Raw genomic sequence first — 16990 nt, 5'->3', positions numbered from 1 at the left:
TTATACTTTTATACAGCATTAACTGCTTTTGTACGTTTCAAAAACCCAATCACCTGTGCAATAAATTCCTCGGTTTTCTCAATTTGCACCCAGTGTCCGCAATGTGGAAATACATGGAGCTCAGCATTAGGGATTAAACGAGCGATTTCCCAGCTTGTTTCTTCTAATGGAATCACTTCATCCTCGCGCCCATGAATTAATAATACAGACTTCTCAATGCTCTTAAGCTGTTCATCCGTTAAAGCCATTGCATCTAAGTGTCTCTGTCTAGGAGCAGGGAACATGCTTGAAAATGCCTCTTGGAAGCCTTCCTGGATACTCGCTTGATAGCGCATTTCAACTAAATTATCATTGGCTGCATTGCTTTGATCATAGGAGAAAATCTTAATTAGGTTTTTCATATTGTCAAAGCTTGGCGTATAACCCCAAACGGCATCTAACCCAGCAGAAAGGGTGGACTGGTTTCCTACACTTCCCATTAGGACAACTCTATTTACCAGATCAGGGCGGCGATAAACCAAATGAAGCGCAATCGCTCCACCAAACGAATTCCCGATAATAGAAACTTTCTTTTCACCAATCGCTTCTATAAAATCTATCATATGGTTAACCCATACATCAATCGAATAGTCCTGTCCCTCACGTCTTTCAGTCGTACCAAAACCAACCACATCCGGTGCATAAAGATGGAATTGCTCTGAAAGCGCCGGAAAAGCTAAACGCCAGTTTGCCCATGCAGATGCCCCTGGACCTGACCCATGAATTAATAGAAGCGGTTCACCTTGTCCAGCCTCATGATAATGTGTATTGATTCCATTGGCATTTATATATTTCCCGATTTCTACCATTTTAACATTCCTCCCTAAACACACTTAATTTGGAAACGGTTGTTTCATTTGGATAAAAGCAACAACCATTAGAGTGGATTTTCACCTATTATCATATAACAAAATAGCATAGTATTCTATATTTTAAGACTATTCCCTTTTTTAGTTTCTATCACTATATTACTTGATTCGTTACAGAACTCACCAATTGATAGCCTATTCTTTTTTTTATAAATTTTAGTCGGGAACGAATAAAACCTACCCGCTGTTTTACTATTGCGGGCAGGTTTTATTTGGTTTTATTTATTTTCTTTTAGGAACTTCACAGCCATTCTCATCACAGTTCAAGCTGTCTTGACTATTTAACACCGTGATTTCATCCTCGGCGATGACTTTTTTCAACGCTTGAACAAACGTTTCTGTTGGCTGGGCGCCTGTTAGGGCATATTTTTTATTAATCAGAAAGAAAGGAACACCTGTGACACGGTACTGCCGTGCCAATGCTTCATCCTCTCGAACCAAGTCTGTCATTTCTTGACCTGCAAGCATATGCAGGGCTTCCTCACGGTCCAGTCCCACCTCGGCGGCCAAATCTGCAAGGGTCTCGTGGTCTCCAATATGCTTGGATTCAGTAAAATAGGCACGGAGAATCCGCTCAGTCATCTCTTTCATTAAGCCTTTTGTTTTAGCAAACATCGTTAAACGGTGAGCATCAAAGGTGTTTGTCAAAATCAGCGTATCCATTTGATAGTCCAAACCAAGTTCCTTTGCCATCCGTACGATGTTCTCCGTATTCGCTTTCGCTTGCTCGATTGTCATGCCATATTTCTTGGCTAAAGCCTCGTACATATTATCCTTTACGTCTTTTTCCATATTGGGATCCAATTCAAAGCAGCGATAGCTCACTTCAATTGGATGGTCAATTTTTTTGATAGCATCCTCCAGACGCCTTTTGCCAATATAGCAAAATGGTCATGCAAAGTCGGTCCACATTTCAATATGCATGTCTGCCCCTCCTGTTCTATTGTTCCTCCCTATTATACGGGGGTTGACTGACATTTACACATAATTTGCCTACATCCACTATCTCCTGGACTATAAATAAAACGCCAGCTCCTCTTCAATTCTTTCTCTAATCAACCTAAGACATTCTTCAACCGTTTTAGCAAAAATGGGTTTCCCATTCACAAAGGCAAAGGGTCTTTTCGCACACATCCCGCAGAAGGAAAGGCAGTCATTTGATATCACAGCGACCTCGGGATATTCAGTTTCAAGGATTGTTTCCACATCCACTTCATTGATAAAGCTTGACTCACAGATATCAACAACTACGATGCCCATGCCTCTCTCTCCTTCCCCAAGCCACAACTCATAGTTACCAACTAAAAAAGTTCATTCTTTGATTAAAACACTTTTTGCTTCTTACATATTCTTGCCAAACAAAAATAGACGCATTCTTTCTTATTAAAGAGTCGTCTATTTTTTCCATTTAGAAAAAGAAGCTTGTAAAACCATTTAATCATTATGCCTTATACTCTTTAAACCCCTTATGTTTCTCCTTGCGAACGTTTAAAGGCATGATAAAAGCCAGTATTGTGAATAGCTCCAGCCTTCCAAACAACATAAGGATGGAAAAAATGATTTTACTAAAATCACTAAAACCGCTGAAATTTTCAGTTGGTCCTACCAAACCAAAGCCCGGTCCGATGTTTCCTAACGTTGCGGCAACAGCACTAGCGGCACTTTCCAGCCCGATATCTTCAAGAGAGATGAATACTGTTCCACCAATAAACAGGAGAATATATAAAACAAAAAAACTAACAATACTTGTTGTAACCCCGCTTGATAGTGCTTTATTCTGAAGTTTAATGGCCATCACTGCCCTAGGGTGTTGAATTTTTAATAGCTCTCTTTTGATTAATTTGAACAGGATTAGGATTCTCAGTACTTTGATAGCACCAGTCGTTGAACCAGCAGACCCGCCAATAAACATCAATAAGAATAAGATATTCTTACTAAAGGTTGGCCATTGATTATAGTCAGCTGTTGCATAGCCTGTTGTTGACATAATCGAACTAACCTGAAAGAAAGCATCCCTTATAGATGTACCGAGCCGACCTTCATATGCTGTGAAATAGAGATTTGATGCGATTAATACAGTAGTAGTCAGAATAATACAGAGATACAAGCGGAATTCTTCATTCCCAAATATATCACGCCATTTCCTTTTAAATAGGAAAAAAAACAAGGAAAAGTTCACTCCGGCTAGCACCATAAAAACAGCAATAACAAGCTGAATATAGTTGCTGTCAAATGCAGCAATACTGGCATTTCTCGTTGAAAAACCGCCTGTACCAACCGTACCGAAAGTATGCAACGCGGACTCATACCATGACATTCCCCCGATAACAAGCAGGATCATTTCTAGCAGAGTTAATGTTAAATAGGTCAGGTATAAAATAATCGCTGTCTTTTTTATTCCGGGAACGATTTTATCTGATATCGGACCAGGACTTTCCGCTTTAAAAAGCTGGAAACCACCAGCTCCAATGGTTGGAAGTAATGCAATGGTAAACACCAGGATACCCATCCCGCCGATCCAATGGGTGAAGGAACGCCAAAATAATATTCCACGCGGCAAGCTCTCCACATCATTTACAATCGATGCTCCTGTTGTCGTTAGTCCTGAAACTGTTTCAAAAAAGGCATCTACATAGGATGGAATGCTGCCGGATATGACATAAGGCATCGCACCCAAAGCAGAGGTTAACAACCAGCCAAGCGTCACAATGGCCAAGCCTTCCTTTATTTTTATCGAATGGGTGCTCGTTTTCAGTACCGCTAATGGAACACCCATAGCGGCAATGATGATAATGCTAATCAAAAACGCATACTGGTCTGACTGATGATAATACATCGATATCAATAAGGGCGGAATCATTAGAAACGACTCTATGAAAAGGATAAAGCCCGTTACTTTAAAGACGTTTAAATAATTCATGTAACCGCGCTCCCTTGCCTGCCTTAAAGAAAATATGTAAAGCCTCGACATGAGTTGTTAAACAAAAGATAATTAATCGATCGTTCGCACTTAAGACCGTATCACCTTTAGGTATAATCACCTCTCCTTTACGAACAACGGCTCCAATAATAATTCCCTTTGGCAAATGGAGCTCATGAATTTTCCTACCAACAACCTTTAACCCTTCTTCTAGAATGACTTCCGTTACTTCTGCTTGTCCTCCCAGTAATAATGAGACTGATACAACTCTGCCGCCGCGGATGAATTTTAAGATATCACTGGCAGTAATATTAATAGGATTTAAAGCAACATCAATATCAAGTCTATCAATAATTTGACTATAATTTGGCCGGCTAATCTTTGTGATTCCTTTCTTTACGCCATATTGCTTAGCCAATAGAGTCATTAGAATATTTTGTTCATCCATATTGGTCGCACCAATAAAAGCATCCATATTAGAGAGATTTTCTTCCTCCAATAAACGAATATCGGTCCCATCTCCATTGATAATAATTGCCTGAGATAAATGCTCTGATAAATAAAGACAACGAGCCCGGTCTACTTCAATGATTGTGACGTTAATATGATCGTGAAGCAGCTGCTTCGCGATATAATAACCAACTTTCCCGCCACCTAGAATCATCACATCTTTAATCTGTATCTTTTTCATGGTCAAGCCAAAAGCTTCTTCTAGCTTATTAATTCTTTCACTTTTACCGATAATAAAGAGAATATCATCCGCTTTCATCCTCGACGATCCATTAGGAATGATAATCTTGCCATTACGTTTAATCGCGGCTATGAGTAATTCATCCATATCAGCTAAGTCCATAATCCGCTTATCAACAATAGGATTTAGATAATGGACATGAAACTCCTGCATCTGAACCTTCCCTTTAGCAAAGTCACCAGAATAGAAGCTATAATTTTTTAAAATGTAGCGGCTTATTTCCCTTGCAATCGCCAAATTAGGATTCACAATATAATCAATTCCGAATTCCTTTTTAATAAAGTCCAGCTGTGACAGGTTTTCCGGATTTCTGATTCTGGCAATGGCTTTTTTGCAGCCAAGCCTTTTGGCTATTGTACAGATAATGGTATTCGTTTCATCACTATTCGTAGAGGCAATCGTAAGATCATAATGATGAACCCCTAATTCTTGCAATAGAGTCACCTGTAAACCATTTGCATGAACAGCAAGGATATCCAGATGATCATTCATTTGTTCAATGACCTTATCGTTAGAATCGACTACCGTTACCTCCATATGATTATTTAATAGAGATTCCGCTGCTTTATAGCCTAATTTTCCAGCACCAACAATGAGTACCCTCATGCTAATCTCCCTCTATCTTACGAGTTTTGAAAGGCCTTCTATGTGGATGATATTACGCTTATTGGATATTAATGTAAAGACCAAAAATATGACAAAATTATAGGACAAGGAGTCCAAAGGCTCCTTGTCCCTGTCATGAGACTTCTAAACCAGTCTCTCTCATCATTAATAGAAAACGATAAGGTTAGTTTCGTAAAATGATCATTTTTTAAGCTGCTTTTCAGGCTTCAAACTTATTGGTAATTCTGTTATTTTGACATTTTGAGGAACTAATGGGTGTCGGCGGATCCTTTCGGCTGCAGTCTGTCTACTATCTTTTAATCTATTGTTTCCCTTTAACCAATCACCTAACGTGCTGTTTGGAAATTCTGGATGATAATGGGTAAAAAGATAATCTAATGTAGCATTATTCTCTTCATAATTAATACTGTTCCCCATTTTACCAAAGATATCTTCCGAATCCTCTTTCGAATGAATAATCACAATTTCATTTATATTTTTTTGATAGACATGTATAAGAATATCCCTCAAAGTATCTCCGAAAGGTTCTATTTCTTCTAATTCATCACTTTCCAGGATGTGGATATTTTCTTGAGGAAGAGGATAACATGGTGTAAAAAAATCATCCTCAATTTCCTGTCCTACTCCAACTACAAAGAGTACTTTTCTATTTTCTCCTCTATACATAAATCTCCTCCATGAATGACCGTTACGTTTCTGCTTATTAGCATCTTGACACAAGATGAAGTAGGCCTTAAGCTAATTTCTGCTGTAAATCACCTGAAAGCTTAAAGACCATAATTCGTTCTCCCGTTTGGGTGCTAAGATCGGTGTAAAAGCTTAATACCTTTAAGCCTGTTGTCAGGAAGATGATTTCCTTTAGTTCATCTATCCCTGATTCAACTAAGCTATTCCGATTTTCTTTTACGGATAATAGCCCTTCTTTATCCTTACATAGAGAATACTCAGCAGGAGTCAAGATTCCGCGTAGACTCACAATAATCATATCGCGTAAAATATCAGATTTAACCGATACAGACCCCCTGCCAAGATACTGCTTCTCCCAATGGGTTAATGCTTTACTTATTTCAGCTTCAAGAGCTCCTTTTGTTTTATCCACTATCCTTCACTTTCCTTTTTTACAATAAAAATTTATATATTATTCTCCATTATTGCCCATTATCTTTTTTTCCAACTAATCAATTGCTTAGGACCAGCTGACCCAGTTCCCCTCCTCATCTATAGAGGCTAAACGAATCCATCCATTCTGTACCTTTTGATGAAAATCAAGATCCTGCCTTAACAGCTTCTCAATATACTCCTTTGGAGCTTGAATCAACACTAACAATCGCAATGGACTATGATAGAGCTCATGATCTGAGCTCATCACAGATTGCCACGGGAGACCTGCCAATAGGTCACTGGAATTTCCTTGCATGACACCCATACCAGAAGTTACGGTTTGCGTTCTTTTATTCCCGCTTCCATAATAATGAGGAGCAACGGTGGAAGCATAGTATTGCAGGTTAATCCACTGGGTAACGGTTGCGGGTCCTTTGATAATATTAGCTAATATCGTACCGTTAGGATCCTTCTGCCAGCTATAGTTATGGAGAAAGGTTCTTCCCTCTAGCCTACTATTCATTGTCAGCTCACGTTTTCCAATAATAAAGGCTGCATTGCGAGCTAATCCCCATTCCGGACGTACCTCGCTCCAATCCTCCGCAAACCGCTTAGCCTCTAGTGTCGGGTTTTTACCGTTATATCCGATATTCGGCAGCTGCATCAATCTCTCCTTGCAGGCATCCTCTTTCACCTGCGGCAATACGGATTGTATGTGATTGAATGCTTTCACTGCGCTCTCTGTCTGCTCCGGGACATCGATTAGACGAAGCTCATCGGTGGTTGTGACATGCTCGGCAGCGATGAATACGGTAGATTTTGGAATAACAATACCTTCAAAAATAAGGGCCTGCCTTACTTCCGGCAGATTACATAAAGCTGCTAGTACCCGTGCATTAAATTCACTAGATGCTCCTCCACAAGCCCCGCAGTCAAGGGATGACGAGTATGGATTATTGGTGCTGTGACTTCCGTGACCGCAAATCACAACTAATGGAGCGAACTTTTCTGTCAGTCCCATCATTTTCAACGCCTGTCTGACATAGGTTACTTTTTCCTTCTCAGTAAAACCAATCGAAATGTCTGTATCCGAATGCTGTATGTTGAGCGATAGTTCAGCAGAAGGCTTGCTCAGCCATTTTTCCTTAGCCTTACGAAGGATAGCCCCTGCTCTTTCTGGAACAAAGCTTCGAGCCAGTGTTTGAAGTGTGAGCCATGGACCGCTGACTTCCGGCAGCACAAGACTTGCGAGCACATCCTGCTTCATTCCCTTGAATGCTCTGCTCGATCCATGTAGAGTATCCAAGCGCTGCTGATATTGTTCGAGCATGGATTCCTTTGAAAATTCCTTTACTTTTATTTGCGGTTTAAACATCACTGGTAAGGAAGGATGACCGTGCTCACTGCCAAGCTTATAGGCTTCAATTGGCAGTCCGAAAAAACCTGCTGTGCCGTATGTCTCAAATGGACCTGATGCCTCTAGCTTGCGACGGAAAATCTCTGAACGAACATCAATACAAAAGACAAATTGTGCCAATGCAGACGACTGCTTTGGTTCAGCTTCCGAATGCACGTTTGCTGTCAGTAGCTTTTTCAATTGGTTCTCGTACGTTTTTTCCCATGCCTCTAGCCAAATCCGATGTCGGAGAATGGTATCAAAGCGGATGGCAAGTGTTAAACGCGCTGTAATTTCAGTCGAAGAAGCTTGTGACCAAGCATGTATAGGCATATTCCCCCAATGAAACCAGTTTGCGATAAGGTCTTCTATCAGCATCTGCTTCTCTACTACCTGCTGCAACGGAAGATAGGGTTTGATTAGAGCCCACTCCAGCAAGAGCCTGACTGCCAAATATTCCGTCAACAAGGTAGCTTCCTCATTTTCCTGCTGTGAACGCCAAAGCATCATGCCCGCCCAGCCTGGTAAAGCAAGAAGATGGGCTTCAAGATAGGCCTGCAGGTCTGGATAGGGAACCTCTAAAGATAACAAGACTTCCTGTAATGCAGACTCAGCCTCATTCGGAACGTTTTTTAACTTCTTACGAATGGACGGCTTTAGTGCTGAATCATACGGAACAAGTCGCTTCCATGCATAAAAGAAGCCTTTCTCGCGGTTTGGCATCGACCAAGCAGCCTGAGAATCCAAGTATAGTTTACACCACTTAATCATATGGGAATTGAGCGCTTGTGTAGCCTGCAGCTTTCCCTGATTGTCGAGAAGCTGACTATAGGTTTGAACGACATAATTCCCCCTTGTTATTGGCTGATAACGCGCTAACTTCTTTGCTGTATGTCTTACTTCAGATATTGAATATTCAGCCGTTGACTTTCCTCCTTTCAGTGCATTCCTGCAGTATGTCTCAGCCACATCGTACGGCAACTCCAGCTTTTGAGCTTCAAGCCATTTTTGAAGACTTTCTTCTAGATATTCTTCCTCAATCTCGCCACGAGACCAGGCAGATTGTATCAAGGATTCTTTTGGGTACAGATCCACATCAACCATATCCTTTAGAAATCGAGCTGTTTTTTCGAATGATTGATGCTCCATCCCTACCCAAGGATGTCGTGCGGCAAACGTCGTGATAGGTCCAAGCGGCGCAATGGTCCTGCTGGCTGCTTCCACCAGCTCCTCGATATTCAGCTCCAGGTCTTGAAGCTTATTTTCGCTATGGACTGTTTTAGTTAAGGTTAATACGGAATTCAATTTAACTTCCCTCCCTGTGACATGTATTGCGTTAAATACTTGGGATGGCTTTCAACTGTTTCCTGCTTAGGCTCCCCTAGCTTCACAAGCCGAAGATAAAGAAATGTATAGCCTCTCGAAGAAGGCTTCCGCGCGAGCCATAAGCCAATCGCAAGAAATAGGAACAGAAGAAGCAAAAATAGCATACTTACAGCTAACGGAGGCTCTACTCCAGTCCTGATCGTTTCATGTAGCAGTCGATGAAATCCAAAATGAATCACGAAATAGACCCATCCTCCTGCTAAAAATAGCAGAATACCTGCAAAACTTCCGATACGTCCATGTCCTGTCACAACAAGCTGCACCCATGCCAGCCCCACTGACCAGCCAATAATGATGCTGCTAATCCATTGATAAGCCCCTTCCGGCGAAATGGACCAATACCCAACTCCCGCTAGTATCCCTATCAAAGCACCAGAGCATTTGCCCCATAATGAGGCGGATGATTTTGACTTGTGCTGATGATGAACTGCAGAGCCTGCCTGAAGAAAAAGCGTTGCTTTAAACAGACCATGAAGGACTGCATGAATAATGGCTGCTATATAGGCACCCAAAGCACATTGAATCAGCATGAATCCCATCTGGGCAATCGTGGAGCCTACGAGCTGTCGTTTGTAGTCTACGTGGACAAGCATTATTCCAGCTCCCATTAAGACCGAAATGCCCGAGAGAATAAGCAGAGTGATTTGAGCGATTCCTGTTGTAAATAGCGGAGCGAAAAGAGTTAATAGAATACCTCCAGCATTTACAATACCAGCATGCATAACCGCTGAAATAGGCGTTGGCGCTACTGCCGAGTCTAATAGCCAGCCCTGGAAAGGCCATTGTCCTGCTGTCATCACGACTGATAAGACCAATAGTAGATTAATAGAGGTTCTTTCCCATGACTCTAGCTCTGCTAGGCCATCTGCGGTCAGGATCTGTGACAGCTGCCAATGCCCTGTTGCTTGCGAAATCCAGAGGATCGCTGCTAATAAAAGCAGCCAGCTAACGCCAAACAAACGACCCATCGTAGCAGCGGCACGTTTGGCTACCTGCCATTCTTTTTTTAATCTGATGATAAGAGTTAAACTGAGAAGGACTGTTCCCCAACAGAGCAATAGCAGCCGAAGATCATCACTAAGCCAGGCAAGTGAACCAGCTGTTGTCGTAAGCGTCAAAAGAGTAAAATACTTACGATAGGAGCGGTCGCCAAGCATGAAATGAACACAGAAGCGCTGGACGAGAAGACCCATTGTCAGAACAAACAAAGCCAGAAGCCATGATAGGGACTGAAAATGCCAGGGTCCCCAAATCAGATCGTTTTTTTGAAAAATGAGGGCAAGTAAGGCAACGATCGGTGGCAGCGATACCACTCCAATATGAATAGATATGTAGTTCAAAGAGACCTTCGAAAATAATAGCAGGACCGAGCTAAGCAATGAAACCGCAAGAAAAATAAGAAATAAGATGGGCCATGAAATTAACATGATACTCCCCTCCCCTCGAATTTCCGGCAGGAACAACCCCTGCCGGTTTTGCACGTTACTAGAACTTCATGATGCTCCTTCCTTTCCAGCACATCTTCTAAAAAAACAACAAAAAACCGACAACTTCATTGATTTATGATCAGATTGCGACCGTAAATCAAGATAATTGTCGGTTTACTTTCAACTAGCCCATATAGGCTTTTTTCAGTCTACCTAAATATGTAATTAATAAGGATAACAGTTTAGATTTCTATCTATATAGGAATTTACTTTTTCATCCAGTCAATTACAAATGATTAACTAAACGCTAAAGTAATCGTATATTTATAGAATATATTTATGAATATATGTTTAGCAATTATACTACTCTTTTTCAAACATTCTGTCAAGTCAAGAAGCAACATTTATCACATCTAAAGCAATATACTATCAAAAATTCACATGAATAACTGCAAATATATATATATAAATACAACTTAATATGTCACAAACTATACACTGTTTCTATACATAAGCTGTGATATACTAAAGACAAGAAGTGATTGTGAAATACATCACAATTAATTTCTGTATTCTTTTACGAGGTGATAAAATCATGCAAATTAAAATGTCCGATAAAGTAGTAGAATGGTATAAAGAGGATTTATCTTTAACTGAAGGTGATTTTGTAAGATTTTATGTCCGATATGGCGGCTTCAACTCGTTTGTAAAGGGATTTTCACTGGGAATCGATAAGGAAAATCCTGAACAATCTCATACTCTTGTAGAAAAGGACGGAATCACCTTCTTTATTGAAGACGATGACACATGGTATTTTGAAGATAAGGATTTAGTAATAGACTTTAATGAGCTAATAGAAGAGCCTGTTTTTATACAGGGTTAATTTATGAAAGTAGGCACCATTGTGTTGGTGCCTCTTTTTTAGTCCACTTTTCTTAATTCAAATGCTTGTTCAGGTGCACTGCGTCGGCTTGCTTTACCATGCAGAACATAATATACAATCAATCCGACAAGAACAAATAAAGAGCTATAGAAATATAATGAGCTGTAGCCTATTTTCGCTCCAACAATCCCAACGATTACAGAGCCAATTCCGATACCTGAGTCCATCGTGGATAAGAAGGTAGCCGTTGCCACCCCTCTTCTTTCCGGTGCTGCGACCTGGATTGCAATCGTTTGGGCAGATGGAAAAATGGTTCCCCAGCCAAGACCGATAAAGGCTGCTGAAAATAAGAACATAAATGCACTGTTCGCTTGACTTAATAGGAACATCCCAATGGCAAAGCTGATAATGGAAGGAAACATAATTACGTTTGCTCCATACTGATCAAACCATTTTCCAGTAAACGGCCTTGATACAATCAGCGCAATCACATAAACGATAAAGAAATAGCTTGCCACCTCTGTTAATTGCAATTCCGCTGCATATACCGATACAAACGAAACAATCGATGAGTAGACAAGAGCGAAAAAGAAGCTGACAAGCGAAATTCTTAGGGAAGACATTTCGATTAGATTGTTCATTAATAAGCCTTTATCCTTCACTGTGTTTTCAGCTGCAGACCTAAGTTTTTCTTTCGGCAGACTAATGAGGAAGGCTGTAAATGTACCTACGGCAACACTTACGACACTTATCACAAACATGGTCGTTGCGCCCCATTGATTGATGGCCAGTAAACCAATAAAGGGACCTAACGCCATGGAAACATTCATCATTAATCCATAGTAACCCATTCCTTCCCCTTTTCTACCTTTAGGGATAATGTCAGCGACGATTGTGCCTAGTGAAGTAGTAATCATACCAAAGCCAATTCCATGAACAAAACGCAAAATCGCTAAGCTCATCAGTGAGTCGGTGAAAAGATACATAATAGCAGCGCCCAGATAGATCGCAAGAGAGGCGATTAAAGCCTTCTTCATGCCATAGGCTTCTATCCATTGCCCGGCAAAGGGACGAATAAAAATCGCTGCCACGTAAAACACTGCAACCAATATCCCCGCTTGAGCTGTATTCCCCTGTAGATCCTGAATTAAGTAGATTGGAATGGTTACGAGCAAATAATAATAGTTTAGAAACATAAGAAAAGTAGTTAAACAGACAAAGATATAATCTTTTGTCCATAGTCGATTACCCAAGAACATTACTTCCTTTCCTTTACAATACGAATAATGTTATCACGTTTTCTAATATATTTAAATAATAATAGATTTATTACAAAAAAATTCTTGACAGCAATCCGTTAAAAGAATACTAGGTACTCCTCTATTTCTCGAGGGTACCTAGTATGTTTTCGCATCTGTTTTTAATTTTAAGTCTAGTTGTTCTTTTTCAAGTAATAAGGTTACGAGCAAGCTTCCAATAATTGCCCATAATGGAGCACTAATATTGAAAAAGTTCACGCCTGACATTCCGATGATTAAGGCAAAAAAAGCGCCCATCTGAAATTGACTGTTTGAAAAAGCAGTCTTTAATGAATGGATTAGAACCCCTAGCATCGCCAGTCCCGCGATTACCGTCACAATCACTCCTGGCATTGCTATCACAAAGGGAACGACCAGTGATGCTAGTAAGCCATATCCCGCGTAGATTGCTCCATTTAAGAAGCCGGCTGCATAACGAGTTTCTTTAGCTCCTACCTCCTTCGAGGCATTAATGGCTGTTGCCGGTCCCGCAATATTAATCGCGTGACCGCCAAAAACAGATGCAAGCAGTCCGACAGTCGAACCAGATATGGCCATCGCATTATTCGGCGGGTTGTAGCCTTGAGCCATCAACACTCCTGATGCCTGTGCATTTTCAGAGCAAATGATGAGTAACGCAAGTGGGATACTGATGGATATAATGGCTTCCAGACTAAATACCGGCCATATCATCTGCGGAAGAATAAAGGATACTCCCATTTCCTGAAACGTAAAGGCATCCATAAAGAAGGCCAAAGTAATCGCAACTATTAAGGCAGATAAAACAGGCGGTACCTTTTTAAAAAAACGAGATGAAAGTAAAAAGGCTAGAATCGCTGAACCTGCTAGGATTGGAGAAATGGTTATAGATGTAATCATTTCGATGGCAAACCGGATCATAACACCAACAATCATCCCCATCACAATGGGGAGTGGCATCCATTTCATCAGCTTGTCTATGAATCCCGATAGACCTAGGATAATGACTAGAATGTTCGCAACGATATAAGCGCCAATCGCCTCATTCAATGAAAAATGAGTTAATGACCCTGCTACCAGGACAGTCCCGGCAATTGTATAGGCACCCGTGATGGGCTGACGATACTTTAATGCTAGGTACATCCCTAGTAGCCCACTGAAAAAATAAACAGCAAACAGCCAGCTGATGGTCTGCTCATAGGTCAAGCCTCCTCCGGTTGCCGCTCCAATCACAATTAAAGCAGGGCCTGTACTGCCGAAAATGGAAGCAACAACTGCTGAGCTTACCGTATTGATATTGATGGTGTGTCGTAAATCCTTCACATTCGTTAGGAAATGATTCTCCTTCATTGCTGCTCTTCCCCCTATTCCACTTTTTGTTTGAATTTTGATTGCACCTGTGGCAAAGCACCTACATTTCGAAACGATACGTTCTGTTTTATATTATAAATAAAAGATAAATTTTTGCAATATTAATAATATTTGTTTTTCATTGGTTTATAGTGGAAAATTGTATACAATCATAATATATAATAGAAACCATGGAGTCTATCCATTCAAGTGAGGAATGAAAATGGCTGAAAATAAACGATTGAAACAGCATTCCCCAGGGAGACCGCGCAGTGCGGCATCTGAAACGGCGATTCTGAATGCAACCGTTGACTTATTAGAGGAATCCGGGTATGAAGCATTGACCATTGAAGCAATCGCCCAACGTGCAGGTGTTGGAAAATCCACTATCTATCGCTGGTGGCCAAATAAAGCATCTGTCGTGTTTGATGCCTTTCTTACATCAACTGAAACCAGTCTATACTTTTTAGAACATAGCACTTTCCGCGATAATTTTCGGCAGCAGCTTCAAAGTCTAGCCACAATTTTAAACAGTGCTCTTGGGCGAACCGTTGTGGGTCTTGTAGCAGGAAGTGGAGAGGATTCAGAAATTGCTGTTGCTTTTCACAAAGAGTTTCTTAAGTCCCGCCGCGAGGATGCGATACGAGTGATTGAACGAGCCATTGTAGAAGCTGAAATTCAATACACAACGAATATGGAAATCATAGCAGATATGTTTTACGGACCAATCTATTACCGACTGCTTATTCAAAAGAAAGTGGTGGATTCAACGTTTATTGATACATTACTTGATCAGGTGATGAAGAGCATTTGTCGGGATTGACAAGTCTATGGAAGCCTTCTGCTGAATAAAGAAAAACCCCTTGAATATAAGAATTTAAGGGGTTTTGGCTGTATTTATCGTAATTATTTGTCTAATTGATGAACAAAGGATTCACTCTAAATTATTAGTAATTAAGAATCCATAGACACGTTTACTTTTACTATGTTAATATAACCTTGAATTAAGTTTGTGAAGTATTGAGCATTTTGTCTAATTTGTGAATAAATAACAAATTAAGCAATTTACCTCACAGCCTTAATCGTAAATAATTTAAGTAAAGGATGATGAAAATCATGACATTCGGCAAAAAATTCGCAATGACGTCAATGGCTGTATCATTAGCATTATTTTTAGGCGCTTGCGGCAACAGCACAGATGAAACAAAGGAAGAAAAAGAAGAAATCACAACTGAGGCTGCAGAACAGACTGAAAATGAAACAACTGAACAAACAACCGAGCAGACTGAAACAGCTAAAAAGCTACTTGCCGGCGGTGAAATGAAGGATGGCACTTATACATTAGTAGAAAAAGATTATGCACATGGGTATAAAGTTAATTTTGAAATGACAGTAAAAGGCGGTAAAATTACCGAATCTAATTATAACTATGTAAACGAAGAAGGCAAGTTAAAAACAGACGATGCAGAATACCAAAAGAATATGTCTGATAAAACAGGTGTAGGTCCTATAGAATTTGTTCCAGCATTAAATGATCAATTACTAGAAAAACAAAATGCTGGAGATATTGAAGTTGTAACAGGTGCTACACACTCTTCTGATGACTTCATGAACTATGCGCAACAATTAATTCAAGCTGCTCAAAAAGGTGATACTACTACCATTGAGATTGATAAAGCTGCAGAGCTTAAGGATGGAGAATACTCTCTAACTGAAAAAAATCTAAGTACTTCAGGCTGGAAAACGGTATTTAAAATGGTCGTGAAGGATGGTCAAATCGTTGATCCTGGCTACAATAATGTAAATGGTGAAGGCAAAATCAAAACAGAGGATGAAGAGTACCAAAAAGCAATGTCTGAAAAGACAGGCGTTGGACCTCAAGATTTCATTCCTGCATTAAACAACGCACTTATTGAAAAGCAAAATGCCGGTGACATTGAAGTTGTAACAGGTGCAACTCACTCTTGGCACGGATTTAAAATCTATGCAAATCAATTAATCAATGCTGCGCAAAAAGGTGATACTACTCCAATCGAAGTAGACAACTTTGTATTTGAAAAATAATACGACCCATAATGGTTGATAAATGCATTCCCTGCTGTAGTGGGGGATGCATTTTTAATACAGCCATGAAAAAGAGACCTTGTATGATTCTCGGAAAGAATGACAAGGTCTCTTGCTACGTTCTCAATGTCATTGTTATAGGTTTCCCTTCAATTAATCTTTTTCGTTTTATATTCCTTTAATTGATTCTGTGTATGTGTATTCTTTTGTTTTATTAAATACTTCAAATATTGATTCAAATCAAACTGATTATCCTTAATAAAATGTTTAAAAATCGCTTTACTTTTTCTCATTTTCTCCTCCCTTTCCGACATTTATTATATTATTTTCTCCCGTACATTTACTTTTCATTGGTATTAGCCCCACCTTCGCCCTGATACCAGATGGCCACGCACGCCATTTCCCTGTCTTCATTATAATTGGAAACGCTTGCATCACTCAAGGTTTTCTCTCCTTCATATTACGACACAATCATAGTTAATAAGTCTTAATGATTATGCTATGCAACTATAAATCTAAAAATAAACACAAATTTTAGATTTATATGACGTTTCCTATCTAATGTATTTTTGCGGAATATAAGTAAATTTTTACCTTTCTCCCCGCAAAAAAAAGCTCTACATCGCTGTAGAGTTTTTATCATTTTTTCCTATTAGAAAACCAAAGCATTAATATATAGTCCCTCTTCCCCCAAAAGGCCCTTATTTTACCACTCTAAATTGTGCTCTTCTTCTCTGCACTCTGATTTTATTATTATATTCCTTAATGATATATGGGGCTGTTACAGATAGAGTAAGCAGAATTACAGCGATTCCAGCTGGAATATTTACACTCAAGATTCCACAGGTAATAGCAAATAACAGAACGGCAAAAATAATATTCAAAAAAGCTCCTCCTCTA

The 16990-nt window shown here is 39.9% G+C and carries 16 protein-coding genes; 3 read left to right on the top strand and 13 right to left on the bottom strand.

Annotation, left to right across the window (positions count from 1 at the left end; translation table 11 throughout):
- Window positions 1-8 precede the first annotated feature (8 nt).
- The 9 genes from BQ5321_RS09750 to BQ5321_RS09710 all read right to left on the bottom strand — a co-directional run bounded on the left by BQ5321_RS09750 (window position 9) and on the right by BQ5321_RS09710 (window position 10516).
- The gene (locus BQ5321_RS09750) at window positions 9-848 is read right to left on the bottom strand and encodes an alpha/beta fold hydrolase (protein ID WP_071394310.1); all 840 of its coding nucleotides are present in this window, start codon (window positions 846-848) and stop codon (window positions 9-11) included.
- A gap of 282 nt (window positions 849-1130) precedes the next feature.
- The gene (locus tag BQ5321_RS09745) at window positions 1131-1787 is read right to left on the bottom strand and encodes a DsbA family oxidoreductase (protein ID WP_261798758.1); all 657 of its coding nucleotides are present in this window, start codon (window positions 1785-1787) and stop codon (window positions 1131-1133) included.
- Between the two features lie 135 nt (window positions 1788-1922).
- The gene (locus BQ5321_RS09740) at window positions 1923-2168 is read right to left on the bottom strand and encodes a YuzB family protein (RefSeq protein ID WP_071394308.1); all 246 of its coding nucleotides are present in this window, start codon (window positions 2166-2168) and stop codon (window positions 1923-1925) included.
- 181 nt (window positions 2169-2349) lie between these two features.
- A complete protein-coding gene (locus tag BQ5321_RS09735) occupies window positions 2350-3828 on the bottom strand; it encodes a TrkH family potassium uptake protein (protein ID WP_071394307.1) in 1479 nt (492 codons plus the stop codon).
- The gene (trkA, locus tag BQ5321_RS09730; RefSeq protein ID WP_071394306.1) at window positions 3806-5185 is read right to left on the bottom strand and encodes a Trk system potassium transporter TrkA; all 1380 of its coding nucleotides are present in this window, start codon (window positions 5183-5185) and stop codon (window positions 3806-3808) included. The genes BQ5321_RS09735 and trkA overlap by 23 nt, the downstream gene beginning before the upstream one ends.
- 201 nt (window positions 5186-5386) lie before the next feature.
- Window positions 5387-5872, bottom strand: a complete 486-nt coding sequence (locus BQ5321_RS09725) for a carbonic anhydrase (protein ID WP_071394305.1) — start codon at window positions 5870-5872, stop codon at window positions 5387-5389.
- 67 nt (window positions 5873-5939) lie between these two features.
- On the bottom strand, window positions 5940-6305 hold the full coding sequence (locus tag BQ5321_RS09720; RefSeq protein WP_071394304.1) for a Na-translocating system protein MpsC family protein: 366 nt from the start codon (window positions 6303-6305) through the stop codon (window positions 5940-5942).
- Between the two features lie 87 nt (window positions 6306-6392).
- Complete coding sequence (locus tag BQ5321_RS09715; RefSeq protein WP_084786727.1) at window positions 6393-9008, bottom strand: DUF2309 domain-containing protein; 2616 nt, start codon at window positions 9006-9008, stop codon at window positions 6393-6395.
- Complete coding sequence (locus BQ5321_RS09710; protein ID WP_071394302.1) at window positions 9005-10516, bottom strand: NADH dehydrogenase subunit 5; 1512 nt, start codon at window positions 10514-10516, stop codon at window positions 9005-9007. The genes BQ5321_RS09715 and BQ5321_RS09710 overlap by 4 nt, the downstream gene beginning before the upstream one ends.
- 595 nt (window positions 10517-11111) lie before the next feature.
- On the opposite strand from BQ5321_RS09710, the gene BQ5321_RS09705 reads away from it, so the two are divergent.
- The gene (locus BQ5321_RS09705) at window positions 11112-11399 is read left to right on the top strand and encodes a HesB/YadR/YfhF family protein (RefSeq protein ID WP_071394301.1); all 288 of its coding nucleotides are present in this window, start codon (window positions 11112-11114) and stop codon (window positions 11397-11399) included.
- A 38-nt stretch (window positions 11400-11437) separates the two neighbouring features.
- On the opposite strand, the gene BQ5321_RS09700 is transcribed toward BQ5321_RS09705, so the two are convergent.
- Window positions 11438-12652 (bottom strand): MFS transporter, encoded by a 1215-nt coding sequence (locus BQ5321_RS09700; RefSeq protein WP_234978382.1) that lies wholly within the window; start codon window positions 12650-12652, stop codon window positions 11438-11440.
- A gap of 144 nt (window positions 12653-12796) precedes the next feature.
- A complete protein-coding gene (locus BQ5321_RS09695) occupies window positions 12797-14026 on the bottom strand; it encodes a benzoate/H(+) symporter BenE family transporter (protein WP_071394299.1) in 1230 nt (409 codons plus the stop codon).
- A gap of 223 nt (window positions 14027-14249) precedes the next feature.
- On the opposite strand from BQ5321_RS09695, the gene BQ5321_RS09690 reads away from it, so the two are divergent.
- A complete protein-coding gene (locus BQ5321_RS09690; protein ID WP_071394298.1) occupies window positions 14250-14849 on the top strand; it encodes a TetR/AcrR family transcriptional regulator in 600 nt (199 codons plus the stop codon).
- Between the two features lie 293 nt (window positions 14850-15142).
- Entirely contained in the window at window positions 15143-16090 is a 948-nt protein-coding gene (gene pplA, locus BQ5321_RS09685; protein WP_071394297.1) for an extracellular electron transfer flavoprotein PplA, read from the top strand.
- A 149-nt stretch (window positions 16091-16239) separates the two neighbouring features.
- Here the strand turns inward: pplA and BQ5321_RS24225 are convergent, their stop codons facing one another.
- Window positions 16240-16383 carry a hypothetical protein gene (locus tag BQ5321_RS24225; protein WP_159433418.1) on the bottom strand — a complete coding sequence of 48 codons (144 nt, stop codon included), beginning with the start codon at window positions 16381-16383 and terminating at the stop codon, window positions 16240-16242.
- Between the two features lie 408 nt (window positions 16384-16791).
- A complete protein-coding gene (locus tag BQ5321_RS09680) occupies window positions 16792-16974 on the bottom strand; it encodes a hypothetical protein (protein WP_071394296.1) in 183 nt (60 codons plus the stop codon).
- Between the last annotated feature and the right edge of the window lie 16 nt (window positions 16975-16990).

It is taken from the genome of Bacillus tuaregi, from assembly GCF_900104575.1.
GTDB lineage: Bacteria > Bacillota > Bacilli > Bacillales > Cytobacillaceae > Bacillus_BD > Bacillus_BD tuaregi.
The sequence above is the reverse complement of the archived record's forward strand: the minus strand, read 5'-3'. Positions and strand labels throughout refer to the sequence as shown.

Excerpts from the sequence above, each read along its gene's own strand:
- BQ5321_RS09750 (WP_071394310.1), bottom strand. The coding sequence starts at position 848 with ATGGTAGAAATCGGGAAATATATAAATGCCAATGGAATCAATACACAT.
- BQ5321_RS09740 (WP_071394308.1), bottom strand. The coding sequence starts at position 2,168 with ATGGGCATCGTAGTTGTTGATATCTGTGAGTCAAGCTTTATCAATGAA.
- BQ5321_RS09735 (WP_071394307.1), bottom strand. The coding sequence starts at position 3,828 with ATGAATTATTTAAACGTCTTTAAAGTAACGGGCTTTATCCTTTTCATA.
- trkA (WP_071394306.1), bottom strand. The coding sequence starts at position 5,185 with ATGAGGGTACTCATTGTTGGTGCTGGAAAATTAGGCTATAAAGCAGCG.
- BQ5321_RS09725 (WP_071394305.1), bottom strand. The coding sequence starts at position 5,872 with ATGTATAGAGGAGAAAATAGAAAAGTACTCTTTGTAGTTGGAGTAGGA.
- BQ5321_RS09710 (WP_071394302.1), bottom strand. The coding sequence starts at position 10,516 with ATGTTAATTTCATGGCCCATCTTATTTCTTATTTTTCTTGCGGTTTCA.
- BQ5321_RS09705 (WP_071394301.1), top strand. The coding sequence starts at position 11,112 with ATGCAAATTAAAATGTCCGATAAAGTAGTAGAATGGTATAAAGAGGAT.
- BQ5321_RS09695 (WP_071394299.1), bottom strand. The coding sequence starts at position 14,026 with ATGAAGGAGAATCATTTCCTAACGAATGTGAAGGATTTACGACACACC.
- BQ5321_RS09690 (WP_071394298.1), top strand. The coding sequence starts at position 14,250 with ATGGCTGAAAATAAACGATTGAAACAGCATTCCCCAGGGAGACCGCGC.
- pplA (WP_071394297.1), top strand. The coding sequence starts at position 15,143 with ATGACATTCGGCAAAAAATTCGCAATGACGTCAATGGCTGTATCATTA.
- BQ5321_RS24225 (WP_159433418.1), bottom strand. The coding sequence starts at position 16,383 with ATGAGAAAAAGTAAAGCGATTTTTAAACATTTTATTAAGGATAATCAG.